At 73.2% G+C, this 24,550-nt stretch carries 23 protein-coding genes; 11 read left to right on the top strand and 12 right to left on the bottom strand.

All coding sequences use genetic code 11. The features are described 5' to 3' along the window. Positions 1 to 147: 147 nt before the first annotated feature. The 4 genes from A9A59_RS02385 to mutM form a co-directional block, all read right to left on the bottom strand. Positions 148 to 999, bottom strand: coding sequence for a methyltransferase family protein (locus A9A59_RS02385; protein WP_106427045.1), 852 nt, complete (start codon positions 997 to 999; stop codon positions 148 to 150). A gap of 130 nt (positions 1,000 to 1,129) precedes the next feature. After that, positions 1,130 to 1,858, bottom strand: a complete 729-nt coding sequence (locus A9A59_RS13935) for a hypothetical protein (protein WP_106427044.1) — start codon at positions 1,856 to 1,858, stop codon at positions 1,130 to 1,132. Between the two features lie 40 nt (positions 1,859 to 1,898). Beyond that, positions 1,899 to 2,801, bottom strand: coding sequence for a phosphotransferase (locus tag A9A59_RS02380; RefSeq protein ID WP_098502752.1), 903 nt, complete (start codon positions 2,799 to 2,801; stop codon positions 1,899 to 1,901). After that, positions 2,791 to 3,651 carry a bifunctional DNA-formamidopyrimidine glycosylase/DNA-(apurinic or apyrimidinic site) lyase gene (gene mutM, locus A9A59_RS02375; RefSeq protein ID WP_098502751.1) on the bottom strand — a complete coding sequence of 287 codons (861 nt, stop codon included), beginning with the start codon at positions 3,649 to 3,651 and terminating at the stop codon, positions 2,791 to 2,793. The genes A9A59_RS02380 and mutM overlap by 11 nt, the downstream gene beginning before the upstream one ends. Positions 3,652 to 3,708: 57 nt before the next feature. Here mutM and ruvA point away from each other — a divergent pair, with 57 nt between their 5' ends. Next, entirely contained in the window at positions 3,709 to 4,368 is a 660-nt protein-coding gene (gene ruvA, locus A9A59_RS02370) for a Holliday junction branch migration protein RuvA (protein ID WP_098502750.1), read from the top strand. A 1-nt stretch (position 4,369) separates the two neighbouring features. Here ruvA and A9A59_RS02365 read toward each other — a convergent pair whose 3' ends face one another. Then, positions 4,370 to 4,732 carry a hypothetical protein gene (locus tag A9A59_RS02365; RefSeq protein WP_098502749.1) on the bottom strand — a complete coding sequence of 121 codons (363 nt, stop codon included), beginning with the start codon at positions 4,730 to 4,732 and terminating at the stop codon, positions 4,370 to 4,372. Between the two features lie 111 nt (positions 4,733 to 4,843). Here A9A59_RS02365 and A9A59_RS02360 point away from each other — a divergent pair, with 111 nt between their 5' ends. The 3 genes from A9A59_RS02360 (at position 4,844) to A9A59_RS02350 (ending at position 7,553) form a co-directional block, all read left to right on the top strand. Next, on the top strand, positions 4,844 to 5,347 hold the full coding sequence (locus A9A59_RS02360; RefSeq protein WP_098502748.1) for a hypothetical protein: 504 nt from the start codon (positions 4,844 to 4,846) through the stop codon (positions 5,345 to 5,347). A gap of 61 nt (positions 5,348 to 5,408) precedes the next feature. Continuing rightward, on the top strand, positions 5,409 to 5,996 hold the full coding sequence (locus A9A59_RS02355; protein ID WP_098502747.1) for a hypothetical protein: 588 nt from the start codon (positions 5,409 to 5,411) through the stop codon (positions 5,994 to 5,996). A 96-nt stretch (positions 5,997 to 6,092) separates the two neighbouring features. Next, positions 6,093 to 7,553, top strand: a complete 1,461-nt coding sequence (locus A9A59_RS02350) for a phosphoinositide-specific phospholipase C-related protein (protein ID WP_098502746.1) — start codon at positions 6,093 to 6,095, stop codon at positions 7,551 to 7,553. A 4-nt stretch (positions 7,554 to 7,557) separates the two neighbouring features. Here A9A59_RS02350 and A9A59_RS02345 read toward each other — a convergent pair whose 3' ends face one another. Then, on the bottom strand, positions 7,558 to 9,237 hold the full coding sequence (locus A9A59_RS02345) for a Na/Pi cotransporter family protein (RefSeq protein ID WP_133117478.1): 1,680 nt from the start codon (positions 9,235 to 9,237) through the stop codon (positions 7,558 to 7,560). 10 nt (positions 9,238 to 9,247) lie between these two features. Continuing rightward, complete coding sequence (locus A9A59_RS13930; RefSeq protein WP_098502744.1) at positions 9,248 to 9,697, bottom strand: DUF6941 family protein; 450 nt, start codon at positions 9,695 to 9,697, stop codon at positions 9,248 to 9,250. A gap of 204 nt (positions 9,698 to 9,901) precedes the next feature. Between A9A59_RS13930 and A9A59_RS02335 the strand changes: the two genes are divergently transcribed. Then, positions 9,902 to 11,944 carry a methyl-accepting chemotaxis protein gene (locus A9A59_RS02335; protein ID WP_098502743.1) on the top strand — a complete coding sequence of 681 codons (2,043 nt, stop codon included), beginning with the start codon at positions 9,902 to 9,904 and terminating at the stop codon, positions 11,942 to 11,944. Between the two features lie 221 nt (positions 11,945 to 12,165). Further along, positions 12,166 to 12,792, top strand: coding sequence for a superoxide dismutase (locus tag A9A59_RS02330; protein ID WP_098502742.1), 627 nt, complete (start codon positions 12,166 to 12,168; stop codon positions 12,790 to 12,792). A gap of 104 nt (positions 12,793 to 12,896) precedes the next feature. On the opposite strand, the gene A9A59_RS02325 is transcribed toward A9A59_RS02330, so the two are convergent. Further along, positions 12,897 to 14,204, bottom strand: coding sequence for a glycosyltransferase family 4 protein (locus tag A9A59_RS02325; protein WP_133117477.1), 1,308 nt, complete (start codon positions 14,202 to 14,204; stop codon positions 12,897 to 12,899). After that, entirely contained in the window at positions 14,201 to 15,595 is a 1,395-nt protein-coding gene (locus A9A59_RS02320; protein WP_098502740.1) for a glycosyltransferase, read from the bottom strand. Before A9A59_RS02320 ends, A9A59_RS02325 begins: the two co-directional genes overlap by 4 nt. 103 nt (positions 15,596 to 15,698) lie before the next feature. Here A9A59_RS02320 and nhaA point away from each other — a divergent pair, with 103 nt between their 5' ends. The 3 genes from nhaA to A9A59_RS02305 all read left to right on the top strand — a co-directional run bounded on the left by nhaA (position 15,699) and on the right by A9A59_RS02305 (position 19,309). Next, the gene (gene nhaA, locus A9A59_RS02315; protein WP_165772446.1) at positions 15,699 to 17,090 is read left to right on the top strand and encodes a Na+/H+ antiporter NhaA; all 1,392 of its coding nucleotides are present in this window, start codon (positions 15,699 to 15,701) and stop codon (positions 17,088 to 17,090) included. Positions 17,091 to 17,153: 63 nt separating this feature from the next. Beyond that, a complete protein-coding gene (locus tag A9A59_RS02310) occupies positions 17,154 to 19,100 on the top strand; it encodes a hypothetical protein (RefSeq protein WP_098502738.1) in 1,947 nt (648 codons plus the stop codon). Then, on the top strand, positions 19,100 to 19,309 hold the full coding sequence (locus A9A59_RS02305) for a hypothetical protein (protein WP_098502737.1): 210 nt from the start codon (positions 19,100 to 19,102) through the stop codon (positions 19,307 to 19,309). Before A9A59_RS02310 ends, A9A59_RS02305 begins: the two co-directional genes overlap by 1 nt. Positions 19,310 to 19,321: 12 nt before the next feature. On the opposite strand, the gene A9A59_RS02300 is transcribed toward A9A59_RS02305, so the two are convergent. Continuing rightward, complete coding sequence (locus A9A59_RS02300) at positions 19,322 to 19,732, bottom strand: hypothetical protein (protein ID WP_098502736.1); 411 nt, start codon at positions 19,730 to 19,732, stop codon at positions 19,322 to 19,324. 109 nt (positions 19,733 to 19,841) lie between these two features. After that, the gene (locus A9A59_RS02295; protein WP_098502735.1) at positions 19,842 to 20,150 is read right to left on the bottom strand and encodes a hypothetical protein; all 309 of its coding nucleotides are present in this window, start codon (positions 20,148 to 20,150) and stop codon (positions 19,842 to 19,844) included. Positions 20,151 to 20,459: 309 nt separating this feature from the next. On the opposite strand from A9A59_RS02295, the gene A9A59_RS02290 reads away from it, so the two are divergent. Further along, positions 20,460 to 21,941, top strand: a complete 1,482-nt coding sequence (locus A9A59_RS02290; protein WP_165772445.1) for a sensor domain-containing diguanylate cyclase — start codon at positions 20,460 to 20,462, stop codon at positions 21,939 to 21,941. A gap of 84 nt (positions 21,942 to 22,025) precedes the next feature. Continuing rightward, complete coding sequence (locus A9A59_RS02285) at positions 22,026 to 24,311, top strand: PAS domain S-box protein (RefSeq protein WP_098502733.1); 2,286 nt, start codon at positions 22,026 to 22,028, stop codon at positions 24,309 to 24,311. On the opposite strand, the gene A9A59_RS02280 is transcribed toward A9A59_RS02285, so the two are convergent. Beyond that, positions 24,308 to 24,547 carry a MoaD/ThiS family protein gene (locus tag A9A59_RS02280; RefSeq protein ID WP_098502732.1) on the bottom strand — a complete coding sequence of 80 codons (240 nt, stop codon included), beginning with the start codon at positions 24,545 to 24,547 and terminating at the stop codon, positions 24,308 to 24,310. The two genes, A9A59_RS02285 and A9A59_RS02280, sit on opposite strands and share 4 nt — an antisense overlap. Between the last annotated feature and the right edge of the window lie 3 nt (positions 24,548 to 24,550).

The following is a 24,550-nucleotide window of genomic DNA, read 5'->3' as shown; positions in this document are numbered from 1 at the left end:
GTCCAGCCTCTCTCCCGGGGTGCCCCGGCAGGGAGTCGTGTCCTCCTTGCCGGTCCTATGGCACGGGCCGCTCCCGGGGTGACGCCCCCGGCCGGTGACCGACCGGTGACCGCGGGGTGGACGGCCGGAACGCAGGGCGTCTTCGTGCTACACGAGCCCCCGGCTCGCCGTGAGCACGGCCCAGCCCCCGGCCCCGCGCACCGGCTGCATCCCCTCGAAGCGGAGCCCGGCCCGCTCCAGCAGCCGCTGCCACTCCTCCGCCGTGCGGTAGCGTCCGGCCCCGAGCGCGAGCCGGCGCAGGTCGCGCAGCGCGAGGTCGAGGCCGGCGGCCGGGTCCGCGGACAGCACCGGTTCGACCAGGAGCACCCGCCCGCCCGGCGGGAGTGCGGCGTGGACGGCCGCCAGCTCGGCGAGGACGCCGGCATCGTCCCGGGCAGAGAGCCCGCTCCCGGCGGCGCAGGCGGGCGGCCCGGCCGCCCCCGTGGCGGCGGGGATGGCAGCGGCGAGCCACGCCCGGGCCCCCTCGCTGCCGAAGACGATGGCCGGCGCTGCGCTGCCCGGCGCCCGCCGGAGCGCGTCGGCGGCCGCCGCCGGGGGGAGCTCCTCGCCCGGGCCGGGCAGCGCGCGGGCGGGGCGGCCGGTCTCCACGGCCTGCAGGAGGCCGGCCCAGCCCTCCCACTCCAGGTTCGCCAGCGCGAGCAGCCGCTCCCGGTGCGGCCCGCGCGCGTCCCGGCAGAGCAGGTCGGAGACCGGCGTGGGGCCGAAGCGGCCGTCCCCTGTAGGGGCGAGCACCCCCGCGGCGGCCAGCGCCCGGAGCAGCCGGGCCAGCCCCTCGGGGTGCACGCCCGCCGTGCTGGCGAGGAGCAGCGCCGAGCGGGGCTGGTCGCGCACCAGGTCGAAGATGCCGAGCCGGGCCGCGGCGGCCAGCGCCTGCACGAGCGCGGGCCCGGCGAGCGTCCGCTCGAGCCAGTCCGCGGCCGCGCGCCCCTTCCCGGCCACGCTACACCGCCGCCGGGAGCTCCCGGTGCGCCGCCGCGGCCTCGCGGTCGTCCAGGGTCGGCGCCGGGCGGGCGAAGGCGGGCATCGGGCGGCTCCTCGCGGGTGGCAGGTCGGCCGCATTCTACGCGGCTCAGGGCGCGGCCTCTCCCCCGTAGGCCGCCGGTTCGCTCTCGATGGTCGGGTCGGCGGCGGCGATCGCGGCCGCCAGCCCCGCGTACGCCTCCTCGACCGCGGCCATCGTGGCGGCCCCGTCGCCGGCGAGGTAGGCGGCATCGAGCCCCTTCGTGCAGGCGGCGGCCAGCGCCGCGGGGTCGAGCCGGCCCGGTGCCGCGGTCGCGCAGAGCAGGCGGAGGCCGGCCTGGCGCGCCTGGACCGCGCCGATGGAGCCGTTCGGCGCGCCGTTCAGCCAGAGCCCGAGCTCCGCCCGCAGGTCGAACAGCTGGAGCGCGACCCGCTGCACGGCGGTGAGGGCCGGGTCGTCGCTGCAGGCGAGCGCGCCGGGCAGCGGGGCGGCGGCCCGGTCGGCGCCGGCAGCCGCGGAGGCCTTCGCGCACAGTTCGGCCCAGCCCGCCGGCGTCCCGGCAGCGGTCGCAGCGAGCGCCATCGCCTGCCACTCTGCCGGCGGCACCCCCCGCCAGCCGCCCTCGGCCGGGAACCAGGCGGCGAAATCCCCCTCAGGCAGCTCGACCGGCGCCGGCGTGCCGATCGCCTGGACGTAGGCCGGGACCGGCGCCGGCGGCACGAGGATCGGCCCCACGACGGGCAGCCCGGCGACGCCGGCGGCGAGGTCGGCCGTGTAGCAGCGGGCTGTGCTCAAAAAGAGGAGCGCGAGCACCACCCACGGGAGCTTGCGGAGCATACCGGGATCATCGGCACGGGATGGCCGCTGCCGGAGCGGGCTAGCCCCAGAGCGCCCGCCGGATCGCCGCCGCCGCGGGCGCACCGCCCGCCGGTTCGCGCATGCCCCGCTCGATCCGGACCGCCGCGAGGTTGAGCGCCGCCAGCGCGGCGTCGTCGCCGAGCGTCTCCACCTGGCGGCGCGGCAGCCCGAGCAGCTCCTCCACCCCCCAGGCGATGCCGGCGAGGTCGACCAGGTCGGCCGTGGCCTCCGGTTCGAGCCCCCGCAGGCGGGCGTACTCCATGGCGAGGGCCCGCCGGGCCGGCGCATTGAGCCCGCTGGTGAGGAGGAAGGCCGCCACATCGAAGAGCTGGTGGCCGAACCCGGCGGCGCCGAAGTTCACCAGCCACGCCCGGCCCGGCGCGAGCAGGATGTTCGCCGCGGTCGCCGCCCGGTGCGCGAAGCCGAACGGCCCGGCCAGCAGCGCCTCCCGGGCCGCGGCGAACCCCGGCCCCGCCGCCTCCCGCTCGTGCGCGGCGAAGCCGAGGCGGTAGAGCGGCGGCGCCCCCGGCAGCAGCTCCGCCGGCGGCTTCTCCCAGTCGAGCCCTTCCCGCAGCGGCAGGGCGTGGAGCGCGGCGAGCGCCCCGACGGCCGCCGCGGCCGAGCCCGGCGGCGGCTCTACCTGCAGCGCGGTCAGCCCCGGGACTTCCTCTTCGAGCGTGGCGAGCCCGGAGAAGCCGAGCAGCCGCGGGATGTGCGGGAACCCGGCCCTGCTGAGCGCTTCGAAGACCGCGGCGTGGTTGTGCGCCGCCTCCTCCGGCAGCGGGCGCCGGGCGATGAGGGCCCGGCCGCCCCCGCTCCACCGTTCCGGGGCGCCGGGGGCCTCGCCCAGCGGCTCCCGTACCGGTTCGCTCCCGGTCGGCAGCCCGAGGGCGCGCGCAGCGTCCCGCGGGTCAGCCAGCACGCCCGGCCTCCCTCCGCTGCGGCCGGCGGGCGGGCCGCTGGCAGCGCGGGCAGTAGTGGGTGGCCCGCCCGCCGACAATGCTCCGTTCAATCGGCGTACCGCAGGCGTAGCACGGCTTCCCCGTCCGCCGGAAGACCTGCACGAACATGTGCTGCCGGCCTTCGTTCCCCTGCCCGTCGACGTAGTCGCGGAAGCTCGCGCCGCGGTGGGCGATGCCCCGCTCCAGCACGTCGCGGCAGGCGCGGTAGAGCCGCCCGAGCGCTGCGCGGGAGAGCTGGCCGGCCGGTGTATCGGGCCGGATGCGGGCCGCGAACAGCGCTTCATCGACATAAATGTTGCCGAGCCCGGCGAACCGGCGCTGGTCGAGCAGGACTGCCTTCACCGGCGCGGTCCGCCCTTCGAAGGCCCGGCGGAACTGCGCCTCCGTCAGCCCGGCGTCGATCGGCTCCGGGCCGAGCCGGCCCACCACCTCCTCGGCGGAGGCGTGGATGCGCCAGGTGCCGAACTTCCGCAGGTCGCTCCAGCGCAGGTCGTGGCCGTTATCGAACACAACGCGCGCCCGCTCATACGGCTCGGGCGGGGCAGCGTGGGGCCGCCAGACAAGCCTGCCGGTCATCCGGAGGTGGGCGACCCACCAGCGGCCGTCGTCCAGTTCGAAGAGGAGATACTTGCCGCGCCGGCCGAGCGACCGGATCGTCCGCCCGGCGAGGCTCGCCCGGAGCGTTTCGAGCGGCACCCCGGCCAGCAGGTGAATCGTGCCGGGGTCGACCTCGACATCGACGATGGTGCGCCCGGTGACGAGCGGCGCGAGGTCGCGGCGGATCGTTTCGACTTCCGGCAGCTCGGGCACGCACCGATTGTCGAACCGGCGGCCCCGCTCGCGCCACCCGTGGCATACTGGCGCCCGATGATCACGCACCTTCGCGGCCGGCTCGCGCGGATGGACCTCGCCGGCCCGCTGGTCGAGCTCGATGTCCACGGCGTGCGCTTCGAAATTCTCGTGCCGATTGCGCTCTGGCCCGAGCTGACCGAGCTCGCGGGCGAGGCCGACCTCGCCGCCGGCGAAGGGCCCGAACTCGGCCTCCACATCTTCTATCACGTCACCGCCAACAACCCGACGCCCGTCCTCGTCGGCTTCCTCCGCCGGGCCGAGCGCGACTTCTTCCGCAAGTTCACCATGGTCGAAGGGATCGGCCCGGCCAAGGCGGTGAAAGCGATGAACGTCTCGGTCTCGACCATCGCCCGGGCGATTGAGCAGGAAGACCGGGCCACCCTCGCCCGCCTGCCCGGCATCGGCCCGCGCTCCGCCGACAAGATCATCGCGACCCTCCGCGGCCGCGTGACCGCCGAAGCCGCCCTGCAGGATGCCGGCGTCGAACGGCCGGTCGATGCCGCGCAGTTCGAAGAGAAGCGGCTGCTCGCCGATGCCGCCGAAGCGATTGCGGGCCTCGGCTACAGCCGCGCCGAGGCCCGCCGCCGGGTCGAGGAGGCGGTCCGCGCCGACCCCTCGCTCGATTCGCTCGATGCCGTGGTGATGGCCGTGCTCCGCAGCCTCGACGCCCGCTGAGCTACCGCCGGCTCAGCCCGGCGCGGATCTTTTCGAGCGGGGAGAGCGCCGGCTGGCCGTTCTGGCGCAGGGCCGACCCGGCCGGGATGGCGGCCGCGGCCTCCCGCCGCACGGCCTCGCGGATGCGCGCCAGCGTCTCCTTCGCCGCCGCGAAGCTCGCCTCCACCTCCTCGACGGTCGCGCCGCCGAGCAGCGCCGGGTCGAGCGCCGGCTCGCTCGCGAGGAGCGCGTCGCGCAGGCGGGCGACGGCGCGGTCGTGGGCCGCCCGCGCAGCGGCCAGCGCCTCGTCGCGCTCCGCGAGCTGCGCCCGCAGCTCCTCCAGTTCGAGCACGAGGTCGTCGCGCGCGGGGTCGTTCGGGTCCATCGGGCACCTCCATGACAGGTTCTCGGGCTCGAAGCTGCCCGGCCCGCCGCGGAACGCCAAGGGAAAGGTGGCACGTTCCCCGCTGGCGCGCCGTTTGCTACCTTCGGGTCGATGCACCCCCTGCCGCGCCTCCGCCGCATCCTGCTCGCGCTCGCCCTCCCGGCCGTCCTCCTCGCGGCGGCTGCCTGCGGCGACGGCCCCGACCCGGTCCCGACGCCGACGCCCACGCCCGACTACGGCCAGTTCGGCCCCGCGCCGAAGCTCGGCGGCAACATCCTGAAGGTCTACCCCGAGCACGGCACGACGGTGTCGCAGGCCGCGACCCGCTCGCCGAACCCGGCCAACCCGGGCGGCATCTGCGCCGAGGTCAGCTTCGACGGCACCCCGCAGTACGGCCAGTGGTTCCGCATGGCCGTCGACGGTGTCGAAGTCACTGACAAGCTCACGTGGGTCATCCCCACCCGCGAAGCGCCGGAGAACGGCAGGGTCTGCTACGCGCCGCCCGAGGGGCTCACGCCGGGCCGCCACGAGGCCGCCATCGTCGTGCAGGACCCGCTCAACCCGAATGCGCAGGTGAAGCAGGCGGTCGGCTGGGCGTTCATGGTCGCCGAGTAGCGCCGCCGGGTGGCATGATGCTCCGCCAGGTGCGGGCGCCCGCTCGCCGCTGCGCTGCAGCATGAACAGGACGTTCCACCTCTCGCGCTCGGCCGGATCCGCCCTGCTCGGCGTCGCTGCCGCGCTGCTCCTCAACGCCGCCGTCGTCCGCTTCTGGCTTGCCGATGTCCTTTACGACGAGGACCGCTTCGCGGCGACGGCCGTATCGCTCATGGAGAACGAGACGGTCCGCGCGGAGGTGCGCCGGGTCATCCTCAACCAGGCCGTCGACCAGCAGCCGGACCTCCTCGCTGCCCGCCCGCTCGTCGAGACGGTCGTCGAAACCGCCCTGGTGAGCCGGCCGTTCGAACGGATCCTTGAAGCCGCCGCGCGCGACCTCCACCGGGCGATCTTCGCCGGCGAACGCCAGAGCTTTGTGCTCAATGTCTCGGATGTTGCCCTCCTCGCCGAGGCCGGCCTGCGCGCCAACGACCCTGGGCTGGCCGACCGCTTCCCCGGCGGGCCGAACCTCGGCGCGATCGAGCTGGCGACCCGCAGCGCCGGGACGCGGCTGATCGAGATTGATCGGCAGCTGCGGGCGCTCACCGTGGCCGTGCTCGCCGGTGCCGCAGCCTGCTACCTGGCGGCCGGGCTCATCGGCCACTCCTGACGGGCTGCCTCCACGGCCTTCGGCATCGGGCTCATCGGCGGCGCGCTCTTCACGTGGCTCGCCATCGCCGTCATCGGCGATGTCATTGCTGCGCGGGTGCCCGGGCCGCCTGCCGCCGGCGCCGCTGCCCGCGCAGTCTGGGACCGCTACAGCGAGGAGCTGCGCTGGTGGATGTGGCTCCAGGCCGCGGCCGGCGTGGGGGTCGCCTCCGTCGCCTCCAGCCTCGTCGCCACAACCTCCGCCCGCGACCAGGCTGCGGCCGTGCGGCGCTGGTTCGCGGGCGCCTGGGAGCACCGGGCGGGCCGCGTCGCGCTCGCGGCCGGCGGCGTCGCGGCCGGCGGCGTCGCGGCCGGCATGCTCCTCTTCATTTCGCCCCTGGGCAGCCTCGTGCTGGCCGCGCGCGCCGCGGGGCTGGCGCTGGCCCACCTCGCCGGGGTTGAACTCCTGCGCACCCTCGGGCTCGCCCGCAAGGCCGCCCGTCGCGACCTCCCTGCTCCAGCGCGCCGGGAGGCGGCCGTGCCCGCCCTCTTCGCCGGGAGCACCCTGGCCCTGGCCGGCCTCACTGTCGGCGGCCTGTTCTGGCTCAACCGCGATGCCCTCCGCGCCCCTTCGCCCGCCGACCTCGTCCGTTACGAGGGCTGCAACGGCTCCGAAGCCCTTTGCGACCGCCGCCTGGATGAGGTCGTCTTTGCAGCGACCCACAACTCGATGGGCGCGGCGGAATCGCCCGGCTGGTTCCTCGCCGAGCACATCCACCCGATTGACCGGCAGCTCGAGGACGGCGTCCGGGCGCTCCTCGTCGACGTCCACTACGGCTATCCCACCCGGCGGGGCGTCCGCACCGACCCGGACCTGCTGATCGAGAAGCTCGAGCCGTACTGGGGTCCCCAGGCGCTGGAGGCCGCAACCCGCCTCGCCGACAGTATTGGTCCCATCCCGCCGGGTGCGAAGCCGGGCCTCTACCTCTGCCACGGCTACTGCGAACTCGGCGCCACCCCGTTCGAATCGGTCATGCGCGACCTCCGCACTTTCCTCCGCCGGAACCCCGGCGAGGTTGTCATCCTCGTCCTGCAGGATTACGTCTCCCCCTTCGACGTCCAGGACGCGATGGTCCGCACCGGCCTCATCGACTACGTCGCGACGCTCACCTGGGGCGAACCGCTCCCCACCCTGCGCGCGCTGGTCGAAACCGACCGCCGCCTGCTCGTGTTCTCGGAGAACGTGAAGGATGCCCCCGCGCCGCCCTGGTACCACGATGCCTTCACCTGGATCCAGGACACCCCGTTCCTCTTCCGCTCGGCCGAGGAGTTCAGCTGCGAGCCGTTCCGCGGCCGGCCAGACAGCCCGCTCTTCCTGGTGAACCACTGGGTTTCGAACTTCCCGCCTTCGCCGGCCGATGCCCTCCCGGCGAACAGCGAACCGGTGCTGCGCGAGCGGTTCGAACGGTGCTGGAAGGAGCGCGGCCGGATGCCCAACGTCATTGCCGTCAACTTTTCGGAGACCGGCGACCTGTTCCGTGTCGTCGAGGCCCTGAACCGCGAGGCTGCCGCCCGCTGAGCCGTCAGTCCGGCTCAGGCGGGGCGGCGGCTGCCCGCTCCCCGCTCGCGATCGCGTCGAGGTGGGCCGCCAGCCGCCAGCCGTGGTAGACGACGCGCGCCATCCAGAGCATCGTATCCAGCCGCTCGACGAGTCCCGGCTGCGGCGGCGTGGCCGCGGTCTCGGGCGGCCTCGGGCCGGGAGCGCCGAAGAGCCGGCGCCGCCATGCCCGGACATCCTGGGCAACGGTTTCGACCACGCCCGGGGCGGCCCGCGGCGCAGCCGCCTCGTTGATCAGCCGCCGCCGGCGCGACTCCCGCCAGTGAGCGAACCGGCGGGCAGCCTCCGCCGTTTCCGGCAGCACCGCCCGCAGTTGCCCGGCATCGCCGAAGGCGGCCGCCAGCGATTCGAGCTGTGCCGCAAGCATGGCGCTCCGGCGCGGGAATACCGCCGCGGGCACGAGCGGCGGCCGCCGCTCGGCCACGAGACCGGCCAGCCGATGGAGGTGGTCCACGGCGTGCAGAAGCGAAGCGTACTGCTGACGCGTTGCGGGGTCGCTGCCGGGGTCCACCCGCTCGATGAAGCGCGTCAGCGGCTCGATTGCGGCCGCCGCCTCCGCGGTTGCGCGCGGCGGCACGCCCCGGGCAAGGTCGGCTGCCGCGTAGAGCATGGCCTGCCCGATCGCCGCGGCGGCCCGGCGCGCGGCATCGATCGCGAGGTCCGGCACGGTCGCTACGGCATCGTCCAGGTCCGCCAGGTAGCGCGGGCCCCGCTCCGGCACCAGCCGGGCGACTACCCCGGCGAACGTGCCGAGCACGGGCAGCAGCAGCACCACGCCGACAAGGTTGAACAGCGTGTGGAAGGCCGCGAGCGCCATCGCCGGGTCGCCTTCGCCGGTGGTGTCCTCCGCAGCTTCGACGAACGCAGGGAGCGCCGCGAGCGCGACCACGGCGGTGACGGCATTGAACAGCACGTGCGCGAGCGCAGTCCGCTTCGCCGCCGTCGTCGCGCCGATGGCCGCAATCCCGGCCGTGACGGTCGTGCCCAGGTTCTGGCCGATCGCCAGCGCCGCCGCTTCTTCGAGGCTGATGGCGCCGGAATCGACGGCGGCGAGCGTCGTGGCGATCGCTGCGCTTGATGACTGCATCACGACGGTCATCACGACGCCGATGCCGACCAGGAGGAAGCGGGCGCCAATGCCGCCCCCGGCAAAGCTGCCCGGGTCGATCCGCTCGGCGAGGCCGCCCATTCCCTCCTGCAGCGTGCCGATGCCAACGAAAATCAGCCCAAAGCCGGCCAGCGCCTGCCCGGCGGCGCCCCGGCGCCCGGGGGCCAGCAGCCAGAACAGCGCCCCGGCCCCGATGAGCGGCAGCGTCCACTCCGAAACGCTCACCTTCAGGCCGATCGTCGAGACGAGCCATCCGGTCGAGGTCGTGCCCAGGTTCGCGCCGAAGATGACCCCGACGGCGCCCTGGAAGCTGAGGAGGCCCGCGCTCACAAAGCCGATGGTTGCGAGGGTCGTTGCGCTCGATGACTGGACGAGGGCCGTGATGGCTGCCCCGCTGGCGACCGCGGCGAACCGGTTCCCGGTGAAGCGCCGGAGCACCTCGCGCAGGGCGCTGCCGGCTGCCGTTTTCAGCCCCTCGGTCAGCAGCGCCATGCCGACCAGGAAGATGCCGATGCCCCCGATGAGGGTCAGCAGCACGCCGCTCCCCTCAGACGGCGCCCGGCGGAGCTGCCGCGGCACCAGGCGACTGCCCGGCCTGCACCATCCGGAACGGCAGCGCCTTGTCGATGACGGCCCCGCCCGGCCCCGTGGCCGTGGCGCGCACGCGATACCCGCCGAACCGGGGGAGGTCGACCTGCATCACCACCACGGTGGCCGAGAGCTGGCTGGAGCCCGGCGGCAGCTGCGGCGGCCGGCCGACCTGCATCTGCCCGTCGACCCGGAGCAGCTCGGCGCCGTCGTCGTCTTCGAGCGCCAGGCGCAGGGCGATGGGCAGGTTCGTCTCCTCCCAGGCCACGCGGATGCCGAGGGCGACGGCGAACTGGGCGCGAGCTGGCGCCTGGGGCGCGTGTCGCACATCCCAGCCGCCGCCCATCAGGTACAGCTTCCCGTTGATGACTTCAGCGTGGTCGGCGAGGAGGGCGTAGTCGAATTCCATGCCGGGCAGTCTACCGCCCCGGCGCGCCGGCCGTGGCGTCCTATCCGCCCTGGGCGCTCGCTAACCGGTGTTTTCGGCCCCGCTCCGTAGTGGCAACCGGCCCGCCCCCTAGGTGATCCTCCCGTGCGGCTGGCGCCGGTACGCAAACGATGATGAACACAGCGTTAGCGCGCTGAACGCGCCAGCGACAGGAGGGTTTACGGAATGCGGAAGGCCATTGCGCGGCCGGGATTCCTGCGGTTGCCGCGGTTCATCTCGAACCTCCGCCTCGTCCACAAGATCCTGGGCGGATTTGTCGTCGTCCTCGTCCTGATGGCGGTCGTCGCCGCGATGGGCATCTACCAGCTCAACGAGGCCGCGAAACGCGCCGACAGGATGTACCGGATCAACACGCTCGGTGTGCAGCACTCGGCGATGGCGATCCGCTACTTCAACGCCAGCGCCCGCGACGAGAAGAAGGCGCTGCTCGCCGCCGAAGCGAGCCAGCGCAGCCGCGCGGTCGATGCCTCGAAAGATGGACTGCAGAAGGCCCAGCAGGAGCTCGAGGCCTACCGCGCAACCATCACTTCGAAGGATGAGGCCGATCTCTTCCTGCTCATCGAGGAGCTGGCCCAGCGGGTCGTCGCCGGGCGCACCTCCGTCCTCGACCAGGCGGCGAAGGGCGACCAGGTCGGCGCCGTCATCACCGCCTCGCAGATTGAATCCGATGCCCAGCGGCTGAACGACAACCTCGACCTCCTGGCCCGCTACAACGCCGAGCAGGCCGCGAAGGCGGCCAAGCGGATGGATGCGGCGGCTGCCGATGCGCGGACGGTGCTCATCGGGCTGACAGTTGCCGCCGTTATCCTCGGCTTCGGCGGCGCCTGGGTGCTCGCCCGCTCGATCGCCGGCGCCGCCCGCAAGGCCGCCGATGCCGCCGACCGGATCGCCCAGGGCGACGTCGAGGTCTCGGTCGACATCCAGTCGAAGGACGAACTCGGCCGGATGGCCCGGTCGTTCGAGAACATGACGTCCTACCTGCGCGAGATGGTCGGTGTTGCCAGAGAGGTCGCCAGCGGCAACCTGGATGTCCGGGTGGCGCCGCGCGGCCCCCAGGATGCCCTCGGGCTCGCCCTCCGGGACATGGTCGCAAGCCTCGCGAGGCTCGTCGGCACCGTGCAGGAGAACGCGCAGGCGATCTTCGCGGCCTCGGCCCAGCTCGAGGAGTCGTCCAACCAGATGGCCGCCGCCACGGGCCAGATCGCCCAGGCGATCAACGAGGTCACAACCTCGACCGTCACGCTCAACTCCCTCGCCCAGGAGAGCACCCATGAGGTGACCCAGCTGGCCGCCGGCTCGCAGCAGCTCAGCGCCAGCGCACAGTCGAGCGCCGAATCGGCCGCCGCCGGCCAGCGCGAGGCCGAGGCGATGGGCCAGCGCATCAGCCACGCCTCCTCCGTCTCGCTCGATGTCGCAAAAGCCGCCGAGGAGACGCGCGAGGCCGCCCTCCAGGGCAAACAGGCCGTCGGCCAGGCCGTCGCCGCGATGGAGTCGATCGCCGCTGCCGTCGGCCGTGCCTCGGAGCGGGTCGACGAACTCGGCCGGCTCGGCCAGCAGATCGGCGACATCGTGAAGGTGATCGACGAGATCGCGAGCCAGACGAACCTCCTCGCCCTCAACGCGGCGATTGAGGCCGCCCGCGCCGGCGAACAGGGCCGCGGCTTCGCCGTCGTCGCCGAGAACGTCCGCAGCCTCGCCGAGCGCTCCAAGGCGAGCACCCGCGAAATCGCCGACCTCATCGCGCGGGTGCAGGCCGGCACCCGCGAGGCGGTCGCCGCGATGGCCGAGGGCGTCCGCGATGTGACGAGCGGCCGCGAAATCACCCAGCACGCCGGCCAGTCGCTCGAGGCGATCATCGGCGCGGTCCAGTCGGCCGCCGACCGGATGAAGGAGGTCGCCACCGAGGTGCAGGAGCTCGCCCGGGGCGCCGGACGCATCGTCGAAGCGACCGAGGCGATCGCGCAGGTGAGCCGCGATTCGGCCGCCGGCGCCGCCGAGATGGCCTCGGGCACCGAGCGGGTCGCCATGGTCATCTCCCAGGTCTCGGTCACCTCCGAGCAGACCTCCGCCTCGGCCGAGCAGGTCTCGGCCTCCACCGAAGAGCTCTCCGCGCAGTCGGAAGAGCTGGCGGCAACCGCGAGCCAAATGCGCGAGTTCGCGAAGGCGCTCGCCGAGGCTGCCGGCAGGTTCCGCCTCGCCCAGGGCTGAGCCCCCGGACCGGGCACCGGGTGCTCCAGGGGGAGCGGCTGCGGCCGCTCCCCCGTCCACGTCCGGGGCCGGGCGGGCTATATGCAAACTCATGCACTTGCAAAGAATTGCAGAACGATCCAGACTGACGGCTGCGTCAGCCCGCCGCCGTCGCCCGGTCGTGGTGCCATGGTGCGCGTGCCCGGCGGCGGGCGCGCACCCCACGAGAAGGAGCGCTGCCCATGCCCGTCTACACGCTGCCCGACCTCGCCTACGACTACGGTGCCCTCGAGCCGCACATCAGCGGCGAAATCATGGAGCTGCACCACGCCCGCCACCACGCCGCCTACGTGACCGGCGCCAACACCACCCTCGAGAAGCTGGAGGAGGCCCGCGCGAAGGAGGACTTCTCCACCGTCAACATGCTGGCGAAGAACCTCGCCTTCCACCTCTCCGGGCACATCCTCCATTCGATCTTCTGGAACAACCTGAGCCCCCACGGCGGCGACGAACCGGCCGGCGAATTGCGCCAGGCGATCGAGCGCGACTTCGGCAGCTTCGACGCGTTCATGAAGCAGCTTTCGAACACCACGAACAGCGTCCAGGGCTCCGGCTGGGGCGTCCTCGCCTACGAGCCCGTCTCCGACCGGCTGGTCATCGAGCAGGTGTACGACCACCAGTCGAATATCGCGAACGCGTCCACGCCCATCCTCGTCATCGATGCCTGGGAGCACGCCTACTACCTGCAGTACCGGAACGCCCGGGCCGACTTCGTGAAGGCCGTCTGGAACATCATCAACTGGGAGGATGTGGCCCGGCGCTACCGGGAGGCGCGGGCTGCCCGGGTGCCGATCGTCCGCGCCCCCTGATTGAGCCGCCTCGTCGGCGGAACCCGGTGCGGGGCGCGGTCCACTCCCCTCCCTGCGCCCCGCGACAGTGCGCGGCTGGTGCGAGCGGCCCGGCCCGCCGCCGGCTACAGGTGGAGCGGCGGGCTCTTGCAGGCCTTCTTCAGGCCGACGTACATGCCCCCGCGCACCAGCGCCCGGAGCTGCCGCTGCCGCGCCGGCAGGGCGACGCTCCCGTCCCGCAGGCAGAAGTCGACCAGCGGCCGCACGGCCGCATCCCACGAGAGCTCGGCCGCAACGCGGCCAAGGTTCTCGCGGCACCGCTCCCGGAAGGGCTCGTCATCGAGCAGCCGCTCGATTCCCGCTGCGACGGCCTCCACGTCGCGCTCCGCTACGGTGATGCCGAGCGGCTCCCGCTCCACCCGCTCGGCCAGCACATCCCCACGCGTGCAGAGCAGCGGCACCCGCGCCCGGAAGAGGTCGACGTACCGCGTCCGGAAGGCGAAGCGGGCCTCGAGGTTTTCATAGCCGAGGCAGACGCTGGCGTCGGCTTCCGCGAGGTAGCCGTCGATCTCGGCGTAGGGCACCCAGCCCTCGAGCAGGAAGACCGTCCGCCCGCGCAGCCCCAGCTCCTCGGCCAGCTCGAACGTCCGCCGCGTGACCCCGGCGTTCGGCCCGAAGGCGTAGTCGGGGTGGTTCACGCCCATGAAGACGAGTTTCACCTCCGGCCGGCGTTCGGCGAGCAGGGCCATCGCCCGGAGGAGCGTCTCGGTGTCGTTCCACTCGGTGATGCCGCCGTTCCAGAGCAGCACCCGGTCGCCCGGCCCGATGCCCGGCACCACCCCCTTCAGCACCGGCCCCTTCGGGCGGAGCGGCTGCGACGGCACCCCGTAGGGCACCACGTCGATGTACTGCCGGAGCGACGGGTCGCGCGCGTAGACCGAGGGCGGCACGAGGTCGAGCGCCATCATCATCCCGATCCAGAGGTCCCGCTGTCGGTCGTCGGCGCAGAAGATGAAATCCGCCATCGTGAGCTGCATGTTCAGGTACCAGCGGTTCGACGCCATCCACGTCCGCCGCCACTTCGGCAGGATGTCCCGCTGCGAGAGCTCCATCCATTCGATGAAGAGCGGCGTGAACGCATCGAGCGCCAGCCGGGTCCTCCCCATGAGCCGGATGAACTGCGGCGGAAAGTTCCGGGAAATCGCCACGTCGTGCTGGCCGGCGAGGAAGACGGCATCGGCGTTCGTGGCGTAGGGCTGGATGCGGACCGTCCGGCCCGGCGGCGCCACCTCCCCCCGGTCGCCGGGGACGGCGAGCGTAATCTCCGCCTCGGGCAGGGCCCGGCTGAGCGCCCCGGCCAGCTGGTAGGCTCGCACCCCGGGCGAGGCCATCCGCGGCCCGACCGCCGCCCGCGACAGGACGAGAAGCTTCACTTCGCGCTCCCCCCGCCGGCGAAGCGCGCCAGCCGCTCCTGCCGGAGCCGCTCCTTCTTCTCCGCCGCCTCCAGCCGCTCCGAGCGCTGCTTCAGCTTCCGGTCGAAGAGGTTGAAGACGGCGCGCCGCGCGGTGTAGGCGGTCAGCCGCTGGGCCAGCCCGGGCAGCCGCTCCCACTTCGGTGAAATCGGCTCGCCGGTCTCCATGCAGAAACGGATCAGCGGCTTGAGCGTCTCACGCCACTGTAGCCGCGGCCGCGCGGCCGCGAGGTTCGCCCTGCAGCGGGCATACAACTCCCGGTCGTCGAGCAGCTTCGCGATCGCGCGGGCGAGCGCCGGCGCATCCCCTTCGGGCACGACGAGCCCCCAGCCCTCCTGCGCCACCTCCTCCGCCAGCACGTCGCCGTGCGTGCAGATGAACGGCAGCTCGCCCCAGATCAGGTCGACGAACCGGGTGCGGTGGCTGTAGCGGGTCTCCATGTTGTCGAAGTAGGTGCAGACCGAGATGTCGGCCTCCAGCACGTACTGCTTCGCCTCGTCGTGGGAGACCCAGCCCTCCTCGAAAAAGACCGTCCGGTTCAGCTGGCCGTTCCGGGCGGCGATCGCCTTCGCGTCCTGGAAGCGAACGCCCTTGCCGAGTTCGCGGATGCCCGGGTAGGAGGCGCCGAGGAAGAGCAGCTTGACATCGTCGCGGTTCAGCAGGCGGAGCGCCTCGATCAGCGTCGCCGGGTCGTACCACTGGATGATGCCGCCGTTCCAGAGGATGATCCGGTCGTTCTCGCCGAAGCCGGGCCGCACGCCGCGGAGCACCCGCTTCCCCGGGACGGGCGGTTCGGGCCGGATGCCGTGCGGCGCCGAGTCGATGTAACGGCGAAGCGTCGGGTCGGCCTCGTACACCCGCGGCGAAATCAGCCCGAGCGAGGTCATCATCCCGATGTAGCTGTCGCGCTGGCGTTCGTTGCAGGTGAGGATGAAATCGGCGAGCGTCAGCTGCATGCCGAGCACGGCCCGCGTCCGCTCGGCCCAGGCGTCGCGGTGGCGCCCTTCGTAGTGCTGCATCCCCACCTCCATCCACTCCATCGCGTACTGCGAGAAGAGGTCCACCACGTACCGCTTCCACGGGTAGAAGATGGCGATGTGCGGGGGGAGCATCGAGCTGATGACCACATCGTGCGCGGCTGTCAGCTGGAGCAGGTTTCGGGCGCTCCAGCGGGTCACCCGGTAGGCGCCGTCGGCCGGCTGTTCGAAATCCTCGTTCGGCCCGGCGAGCGTGACCTGCGCCCCCGGCACGTGCTCGGCCAGGACGCGCGCCTGGGCCGTGGCGCGGATACCCGGCGCGGACATGTGGCTGCCGAGGTACCCCCGGGCGAGGATCAGGATGCGCGGCCCCATGGGGGGCGATGGTACGGCCCGTCGCGGGCTGGCGGAAGCCGCCACGCGGGACAGCGCCGGCCCCGGTTGACCGCACCCCCGGCCGATCTACGCTACGTCCAGCGTGTTACGGGCACTTGACACCTTTATCGGCGGCCAGGGCCGCCGGTTCGTTGTCCGGCGTTTTGTCCGGCCGGCGCAGCGCTTTGCCGCCATCGAAGCCTCGGGCGGCATCGTCCTCCTCCTCGGCGCCCTCATCGCCCTCGCCTGGGTGAACTCCCCCTGGGAGCAGAGCTACCACGACCTCTGGGAGACGGAACTCGCCCTCGACCTCCACCTGTTCAAAATCGAGCAGCACCTCGGGCACGCCGTGAACGACGGCCTGATGGTGCTCTTCTTCTTCGTTGTCGGCCTCGAAATCAAGCGCGAGCTGGTCTCCGGCGAACTCTCGAGCCCGCGCCGCGCCATCCTCCCGGCTGCGGCCGCGCTCGGCGGCATGCTCGGCCCGGCGCTCATCTACACCGCCTTCAACATCGGCACCGAGACCGCGCACGGCTGGGGCATCCCCATGGCCACCGATATCGCCTTCGCCGTCGGTGTGCTCACCCTCCTTGGCAGGCGCGTGCCGGCGCCGCTCAAGGTCTTCCTGCTCGCCCTCGCCGTCGCCGACGACCTCGGCGGCATCGTCGTCATCGCCGTCTTCTACACCGAATCGCTCTCGTTCGAGGCGCTCGGCTGGGCCGCGCTCGTGCTCCTGGTCATCCTGGTCATCAACCGCGGCGGCGTCAGCGCCATCGGCCCCTACGTCTTCCTCGGGGTGCTCTTCTGGGCCGCGATGCTCAAGTCCGGCATCCACGCCACCATCGCCGGCGTCATCCTCGCCATGCTGACCCCGTCGCGCCCGTACTACACCGATGAGGATTTCGACGCGACGCTGGAGCGCCTGCAGACCGAGTACGCGCTCGCCCGCGCCGATGGCGACCACGACCGGATGCAGCAGGCGCTCGCCCAGATCGAAGACCTGGCCAGCGGCATGGAGAGCCCCCTCGACCGGCTGGAGCACCGACTCGCGCCCTGGACGGCGTTCGTTATCGTGCCGATCTTTGCGATCGCGAATGCCGGCGTGGCGGTCTCCGGCGAGATGCTGCGGGAGGCCGTCTCCAGCCCGGTGACGCTCGGCGTTGCCCTCGGCCTCGTGCTCGGCAAGCCGATCGGCATCTTCCTCACGAGCTGGGTCTGCGTGCGGCTCGGGCTGGCCCAGCTCCCGGCCAACACCAGCTTCCGGCAGGTGCTCGGCGCCGGGATGATTGCCGGCATCGGCTTCACCGTCGCGCTCTTCATCGCCGGGCTCAGCTTCGAGAACCCGGCCCACCTCGACGAAGCGAAGGTCGGCATCCTCGCCGCCTCGGCCCTCGCCGGCGTTCTCGGCTCCGCCTACCTCCTCCTGCTGCCCGCGCCGAAAAGCTCCGACGCCGGGCTCGAAGCAGCCCGCGCCGCCAGCGCCTCCCACGCCTGACCGCCCCGGGGCCGGTGACGCCCGCCGCTTGGCGCTGCCGTACGGCCCTGCCAGCGTGGCGGCATGCGCACCCTCCCTCCCTCGCTCCTCGCCCACCAGTCCGGCCCGCGCCGCCGGCCGGCGCTCCGCGTCATCCTCTCCCGGCGGCGGGCGGCGATCGCCCTCCTCGCGTTCGGCCCGCCCGCCACGATGCCCGGCACGGAGGCGCCCCACGCCCTCGCCCTCACGGCTGCGGGCACGCTCGTGCAGGCCGTCAATGATGGCGGCGCCCTCCGGGTGCGGCGCTCCTGGGGCGCGTGGTCGGCGCCGCTCGCCGCCCTTCCCGCCGGCGCGCCGGTCGCCCTGGCCGCTGTGCCCGGCGAAGCCGTCATCGCCTTCGCCGACGGGCCCGCCCTGCGCACGCTCAGCTCCTTCGACGACGGCCTCACCTGGTCGGCGCCCGTTACCCGCGTGACCGAAAGCGGCGCCATCGGCACGCTTGCCCTGGCGGGCCGCCAGTCGAACGGCAACCTTTGCGCCTTCTACACCGTTGGGACGGCACCGCCGGTGAAGCGCCTCCGCCGGACGGGCGGAACCTGGGCAGGCTCGGGCACCGCCTGGACCGCCTCCGCGGCCTGGAGCACGATCTCCGGCCTCGCCGCGGTCCACGTCCCGGACGACTACCACCTGGTCGTGACCGGCACCGCGCCCGGCTCCGGCGACGCCCTCGCCGCTGCCCACGTGATGGGCGACGGCACCCTGCCCGCCAACGCGTGGTTCGGCCCCGCGGTCGTCGCCCGCGCCGACGCCCTCGCCGGCATCGCCTTCGACCGGCCCGCCGTCGCCGCGGCCGACCTCCCGGTGGCCGCCTTCCGCGAGGTGCGCGCCGGGCCGGTGGCGGAGACCCGCGTCATGGTCGCCCAGGCGGTGACGGCCACGCTTGCGCCCTGGTCGGAGCCCGTGCCGCTGGCCGGCGGGGCGCCGTACGGCCTCGCCCTCGCCGCCGACGCCGCGCAGCTCGTCGCCGCCTCGCCGACCTCCCGCAGGGCAGCCCCGCTCGGCGACCTGCTCGACGTCTCTGGCCGGCTGCGCGGGCTCCGCTGGACGCTCGGGCCGGCGGCCTCGGCCGGGGAGCTCGACCTCGACGACCGGGACGGCCTCGCCGGTTCGCACCCGCTCCTCGGGCCGGGCGCGGGCGTGGAGGTGAGCTTCGGCTACCGCTCCGGGCCCGGCGGCGCGCCCGAGTACGGCCTCGTCCTCCGCGGGACGGTCGCCCGCGCCGTCCGCCGCCGCGCCGGGGGCGTGCAGTCCGTGCGGCTCACGGTCGACGGCCCCTGGGAGCGGCTCGCCGCGTATCGCGCCCCGGCCAGCTGGGCCGCGCCGCCCGGCGCCACCCGCGGCGAGGCGATCACCTGGCTGGCCGCGCGCGCCGGGCTGCCGGTTACGGCCGCGGCCGACCTCCCGCCCTCCGGCGCCTGGACCACCGAAACCGTCGCCTTCGTGATCCAGGCCGGCGAGCCGGCGCTCGCGGCTGCGCTCCGCCTGCTCGAACCCACCGCCGACGCCTTCCGCGCGGAATCCGGCCTCGAAATCTGCGGCCTATCCCCCGGCGACCCGCCGGCGGCGCTCCTCGGTGCTGGCGGCCACCCGCTGCTCGCGTTCGAGCCGGCGGCCCGGGCGCGCCCAGCCTGGGTCCGGGTCCAGGGCGACGGGCGCCTCGCCGAGGCGTACCGCGGCGCCGACCTCCTCCGCGACGGCCCGGCGCTCCTCCTCCGCCGCGAACTCGGCGCTTCCAGCGATGCGCTCGCTGCCGCTTTCGCCGAGCGGCTGCTCGCCCGGCTCCGGCGCGCCCCGGTCCTCGCCCGGGCGCGCATCCCCTTCCACGCCGGGCTGCAGCTGTACGACGTCGTGTCCTGCGCCCACCCGCTCGCCGGCCCGGCGCCCGTGGACTACCGCGTGCTCGGGATGACGGTGGACTGCCGCGCCGGCCTCGCCTTCGAGAGCCGGCTCGACCTCGGGGAGGCAGGGTGATGGCGCTCCGCCGCGGCCGCCTGCTCGCCTTCGATGCCGCCACCTGGACGGCTGCCCTCCGGCTCGACGGCTCGCCCACCGCGCTCGTCACCGGCGTGGCGGTCAGCCGGGCGCTGCCTGCCGCGGAGCTGACACCCGGCCGGCGCGTCCTCGTCGAAACCGGCGACCACCACCACCCCGCCGATGCCGTCGTTATCGCGGCATGGTAGCGTGCCGGCGCGTCAGTACTGGGCCTCGAGCGCCTCCTCGTCGGAGTCGAACGTGTAGACCACGAGCTCGCCGTTGTCCCACCGTTCGCCGTTCTCGTCGACGCCCGGGGGCACCGGCTCCAGCGGGTCGAACAGCAGGCCGACCACCTGTTCGTAGCTCGCGACGCGATGGTCCTCGTCGAGGGCTGCCTCCACGTGGACGAGCGGGATGTCTTCATCGGGCAGCACGAGGAACTCCTCGGGCGGGTCCTCGTTCGTGAAGACGGGGCCGATCCGTTTCCCTTCGCGGTCGCGGTAGATGCCCTCCACGAGGTACGGCGCGCCGGTGTGGGCGAGCGGCTCGCCAAAGGCGCACCGGTAGGCGATGCGGCGGTGGCGGCGGCTGCCCGTGAGGGCGCCGGGGGGCGGTTCGACGCTGGCCATAGCGGGAGGCTCCTGCCGGGGTGGTTGTACCGAGAGCCTGCGGCAGCGGCGCCGGCCGCGCAACGTCCGCGCGGGCCCCTGCAGCCGGGCTGCCCGGCCGAATCCGGACTCAGGCCCGCTTGAGGAGCTGCGCCTCCAGTTTCCGCGCGAGCAGCAGGATGAAACCGATGAGCCAGCCCAACAGCGTTCCGCTGAGGACCGTCAGGCCTGCGATGGCCAGGCGCGCACCCAGGCTGGCGAACAGCGAGGCATCGTCACCCGCCGGGGCGGTGAACCAGCCGTCACCGCCGGAGAGCCTGTCGACGGCGTCCATCGCGGTGACAGCGAGGACGTAAACGAAGAAGAGCACGGTGCCGAACCGCGCGAGCCGGCCCGGCGTCGGGGGCAGGGGTATAAGCCATCGGCGGAACTGCTGCATCCTGCTCACTCCGTCAGAACCACCGCACGCTGACGGCCGGTGTGCAATTGCCCCACGCATCGACGAGAGCGCTCACGTGGACGCTGAACAGCGGGAAGCCAATCGGCTTTGTGCCGTACTTCATGGTCGCCCTGCCATTGCCCCAGGCGTGCTGCCAGCCGGGTGATCTGATTCTAGCGAACTTCCGCCCCCTTACGGGCTTTTCCCGATTTTTCGCAGGAAATCCCTCGCCGGATGCCCCGCGCGTGCCGATACCCACGTCGGAGCCCCCGCGGCTCCGCTACGCTTGGGACAGGAGGCCCAGCCGCCATGCCGTCCTCGCCGCTCGAGCGCATTATGCAGTCCGAACGGCTGCCTACCATCCCTGCCGTGGCGGTCCGCGTCATCGAGCTGGTCCAGCGCCCCGACGTCTCCCTCGACGAGCTCGGCGCCATGATCGAGCGCGACCCCGCGCTCGCCGCCCGCGTCCTCCGCATGGCCAACTCCGGCTTCTACGGCCGCCCGCGCTCCATCTCCCGCGTGCGCGACGCGGTGCTCATCCTCGGCCTCCGCACCGTCAAGACGCTCGCCCTCGGCTTCACCCTCGTGCACGACCTCCGGGCCCGCGAAGGCGTGGGCCTCGACCACACCTGGCTCTGGCAGCGCAGCCTCTACGCCGGCGTCGTCGCGCGCGGCGCCGCCGCCCGGGCCGGCCTCCGCACCGCCGATGAGGCGTTCCTCGGCGGCCTCTTCCATCTCCTCGGCGTCATCGCCCTCGAATCTGCCCTCGGCGACGAGTACCGCGCCCTCGCCAGCGCAGCCGGCCGCGACATCGACCTCCTCCGCGCCCGCGAGTTCGAGCGGTTCGGGGTCGACCACAGCCGCGTCGGCGCGAGCCTGGCCGAGCGCTGGAACCTGCCCGCGGCCCTGGTCGATTCCATCCGCCACGCCGCCGACCCGGGCGAAGCACCGCTCGAGACCGCTCAGCTCGTCATGTGCGTCCACGCCGGCTGCGCCGCGGCAGATGTCATCCTCGGCGAGCGCCCTGGCGAGCGGCTCGGCCAGCTCCGCACCGCCTGCGAGCGGCTCGGCCTGCCGCCCGAGGCCGCGGAGGAGCTCGTCGCCGACGGGCTCGCCGGCGGGGCCGCGCTCGGCGCCACCCTCGACATCCCGGCCAGCTGCCTCGAACCCGAGGAGGTGCTCGCCCGCGCCAACGAGGCGCTCCTCCGCCTCACCATCGAATCGGAGCGCGAAAACGCCGCCCTCCAGGCCGAGCGCGAGCAGCTCATCCAGCAGGCCTCCACCGATGTCCTCACCGGGGTGGCCAATCGCCGCCATTTTCACGAGTTCCTCGAAGAGCACTTCCGCCTCGCCGCCCGCTACGGCACGCCGCTCAGCCTCTTCCTCGTCGACCTCGACCGCTTCAAGCAGCTCAACGACACCTACGGCCACCTCGTCGGCGACGAAGTGCTCCGCGCCGTCGCCCAGCGGATGCGCGCCCACCTGCGCGATGCCGACCTCCTCGCCCGCTTCGGCGGCGAAGAGTTCGTCGTCGTCCTCCCCTCCACGCCGCTCGAGGGCGCGGTCCAGAGCGCCGAGCGGGTCCGCGAGGCCCTCGCCGCCCGGCCGATCGAGGCTGCCGGCCAGGAGATTCCCGTCACGGCGTCCTTCGGCGTCTCGGCCTACCGCGCCGATGCCCTCATGACGCCCGAGTGGCTGATCAAAGAGGCCGACCTCGCCCTGTACGAAGCGAAGCGCGCCGGCCGCAACTGCGTGCGCGCCGCCGGCGATGAAGTGTCCACCCGCTTCTGACCCGGCAAATTCAGGGAATTCCCCGAGCCGCGGCGGCGATCTTCCGGGTACGCTACATCGTGCGCCGGCGGGGGGCGCCCTGTCATGACCAACGAGCATCCCGGCACGGCCGGGCTCGATGCCCTCTTCGCGCTCGACCTCTTCCCGGCCGGCCTCTTCCAGGCCGACCTCCAGGGCGCCTGCACCCGCGTCAACCGGCGCTGGTGCACGCTGACCGGGCAGACCCCCGAGCAGGCGCTCGGTTACGGCTACCTCGGCGTCATTCACCCCGACGACCGGCCGCGCGTCATCGAGGCCACCCGCCTTGCGATCGAAGCCGACCGCCCCCTGCGCGTCGAGTACCGGGTCCTCCGCCCCGGCGGCGAGGTCGCCTGGGTGCTCGTCCAGGCCGTCGCGCTCAGCGACGCCGCCGGTCAGCGCATCGGCTACATCGGCATCATGACCGATATCACCGGCCGGGTCGCCGCCGAGATTGCCCTCCGCGAGAGCGAGGAGCGCTTCCGGCGCCTCATCGAAGGGAACCCCGAGGCGATCGCCATCCACCAGCGCGGCGTCGTTGCCTACGTCAATCCTGCAGCGGTACGGCTGATGCACGCCCGCGACCCCTCCGACCTCGTCGGCCGCCCGGTGCTCGAGTTCGTCCACCCGGCCTACCACGACCTCGTCCGCGAGCGGATGCGCCGCCTCGCCGCGGGCGAGGCCGTCGGACCGGCGGAAGAGGAGTTCATCTGCTGCGACGGTGCAGTCATCCGGGTCGAAACGGTCGCCGGGCCGACGGTCTTCGGCGGCGAACCCGCCGTCCAGCTCTGGGTGCGCGATGTGACCGAGCAGCGAAAGGTCGAGGCGCTCTACCGCGTCGTGGTCGAATCGGTCCGCGACGCCATGTGGATCGCCGACCTCGACGAGGCCGGCGAGTGGCGTCTTGCGTTCGTGAACAGCGCCTACTGCCGCGGGGCAGGCGTCGAGCCTGCGGACGTCCTCGGGAAGACCTCGGCCGAGCTGGCCGCTGCCGGCTACCTGACGCCTGAGGCCGCCCGCCAGCGCGAAACGTTCTACCGGCAGGCAGCCGCTGCGGGCCGGTCCGTCGAGTACGAATTCGCCGGCACCTGGGCCGGCCGCCCGTTCGATATCGCCACGACGCTCACCCCGGTCCCTGGGCCCGACGGCGTCGTCCGCCGGATTGTCGGCTGGTCGCGCGACCTCAGCCGCCGGCGCGAGCAGGAGCGCCGCCTCGCCGAATCCGAGGCGAACTACCGCGCCGTTGTCGAAGGGACGAGCGACGCCATCTGGGTCGCCGAGAAGGAGGCCGAGGGCGTCTACCGCATTGCCCTGGCCAACCGGCGCACCGCCGAGATGCTCCGGATGCCGCTTGACGAGGTCATCGGCCGGCGCATCGACGAAGCCCTGCCGCCGGAGGCTGCCGCCCGCGCCATCGAACGGTACCGCCAGGCCGAGGCCGCCGGGGGCCCCGTCGAGTACGAAACCATCATCGAGCGGCCTGGCTACCGGCTGGAGGTGGTCACCCACCTCACGCCGATCTTCGATGAGGCCGGGCGCTGCGTGCGGATCATCGGCTCCGCCCGCGACGCTGCCGAGCGCCGCAAGGCCGAACTCGCGCTCCTCCAGGCCCAGAAGCTCGAGAGCCTCGGCGTGCTCGCCGGCGGCATCGCCCACGACTTCAACAACCTCCTGACCACCATCCTCGGCAACCTCTATCTCGCCCGCACCGAACTCCCGCCCGATAGCCCCCTGCGCGAGTCGCTCGACGATGCGGCCCTCGCCGCCGAGCGCGGGGCCGAGCTGGTCCGGAAGCTGCTGTCGTTCAGCAAGCCGGGCATCGCCGCCCGGGAGCCGGTCTCCCTGCTCCGGCTCATCGAGGAGACCACGGCCCTCGTGCGCCGCACCCTCACGCCCGCCGTCCAGCTCGTCGTCCACGCCGACCCGGGCGACGACACGGTCATCGGCGAGTTCGGCAGCCTCCAGCAGGTGCTCCTGAACCTGCTCCTCAACGCCCGCGACGCGATGCCCGAGGGCGGCGTCATCCGCATCACGCGCACCACCCGGCGCATCGGCGAAGACCCGTCCTGGGCGCGGCGGGGCGTCCTCCCCGGGACCTACCACGAGGTCGCCGTCGCCGATACCGGCACCGGCATCCCGCGGGCCATCCTCGGCCGCATTTTCGACCCGTTCTTCACCACTAAGGGCATCGGCAAGGGGACCGGGCTCGGCCTCTCGACAGCCCTCAGCATCGTCCGCGCCCATGGCGGCTGGCTCGACGTCGAGAGCGACGAGGGGCGCGGCAGCACCTTCCGCATCCTCCTCCCCGTCGCCGCGGCGGACGACGCCCCCGGGCCGGGGCCGGGCGGCTAGCCGCCCTGGATGCTCACGAGGAACTCGACCCGATCGCCGTCCGTCAGCGGCGTCGCCATCGATGCCTGCTGGTCATTCACGACGACCATCACGGCCTCGGCGTCGACCTCCGAAAAGCCCTCCCCGGTAAAGATCGCGAGCGGGGTGAGCCCCTCGCGCCACTCCACGGTCGTCTCGGGCTGTTTCGAATGGGTCCGCTTCACCAGCGTCGGGAACCATTTCACGCGGATGCTCATGCT

The sequence above is a fragment of the Tepidiforma thermophila genome, assembly GCF_002563855.1.
GTDB lineage: Bacteria > Chloroflexota > Dehalococcoidia > Tepidiformales > Tepidiformaceae > Tepidiforma > Tepidiforma thermophila.
Note: the sequence above shows the minus strand (reverse complement) of the source record. Positions and strands in the feature narration are given on the sequence as shown.

Bases quoted from the DNA above. Each gene is read 5' to 3' on its own strand.
- A9A59_RS13935 (WP_106427044.1), bottom strand. From the start codon at position 1,858: ATGCTCCGCAAGCTCCCGTGGGTGGTGCTCGCGCTCCTCTTTTTGAGC.
- ruvA (WP_098502750.1), top strand. From the start codon at position 3,709: ATGATCACGCACCTTCGCGGCCGGCTCGCGCGGATGGACCTCGCCGGC.
- A9A59_RS02365 (WP_098502749.1), bottom strand. From the start codon at position 4,732: ATGGACCCGAACGACCCCGCGCGCGACGACCTCGTGCTCGAACTGGAG.
- A9A59_RS02360 (WP_098502748.1), top strand. From the start codon at position 4,844: ATGCACCCCCTGCCGCGCCTCCGCCGCATCCTGCTCGCGCTCGCCCTC.
- A9A59_RS02355 (WP_098502747.1), top strand. From the start codon at position 5,409: ATGAACAGGACGTTCCACCTCTCGCGCTCGGCCGGATCCGCCCTGCTC.
- A9A59_RS13930 (WP_098502744.1), bottom strand. From the start codon at position 9,697: ATGGAATTCGACTACGCCCTCCTCGCCGACCACGCTGAAGTCATCAAC.
- A9A59_RS02335 (WP_098502743.1), top strand. From the start codon at position 9,902: ATGCGGAAGGCCATTGCGCGGCCGGGATTCCTGCGGTTGCCGCGGTTC.
- A9A59_RS02330 (WP_098502742.1), top strand. From the start codon at position 12,166: ATGCCCGTCTACACGCTGCCCGACCTCGCCTACGACTACGGTGCCCTC.
- A9A59_RS02320 (WP_098502740.1), bottom strand. From the start codon at position 15,595: ATGGGGCCGCGCATCCTGATCCTCGCCCGGGGGTACCTCGGCAGCCAC.
- A9A59_RS02310 (WP_098502738.1), top strand. From the start codon at position 17,154: ATGCGCACCCTCCCTCCCTCGCTCCTCGCCCACCAGTCCGGCCCGCGC.
- A9A59_RS02305 (WP_098502737.1), top strand. From the start codon at position 19,100: ATGGCGCTCCGCCGCGGCCGCCTGCTCGCCTTCGATGCCGCCACCTGG.
- A9A59_RS02300 (WP_098502736.1), bottom strand. From the start codon at position 19,732: ATGGCCAGCGTCGAACCGCCCCCCGGCGCCCTCACGGGCAGCCGCCGC.
- A9A59_RS02295 (WP_098502735.1), bottom strand. From the start codon at position 20,150: ATGCAGCAGTTCCGCCGATGGCTTATACCCCTGCCCCCGACGCCGGGC.
- A9A59_RS02290 (WP_165772445.1), top strand. From the start codon at position 20,460: ATGCCGTCCTCGCCGCTCGAGCGCATTATGCAGTCCGAACGGCTGCCT.
- A9A59_RS02285 (WP_098502733.1), top strand. From the start codon at position 22,026: ATGACCAACGAGCATCCCGGCACGGCCGGGCTCGATGCCCTCTTCGCG.
- A9A59_RS02280 (WP_098502732.1), bottom strand. From the start codon at position 24,547: ATGAGCATCCGCGTGAAATGGTTCCCGACGCTGGTGAAGCGGACCCAT.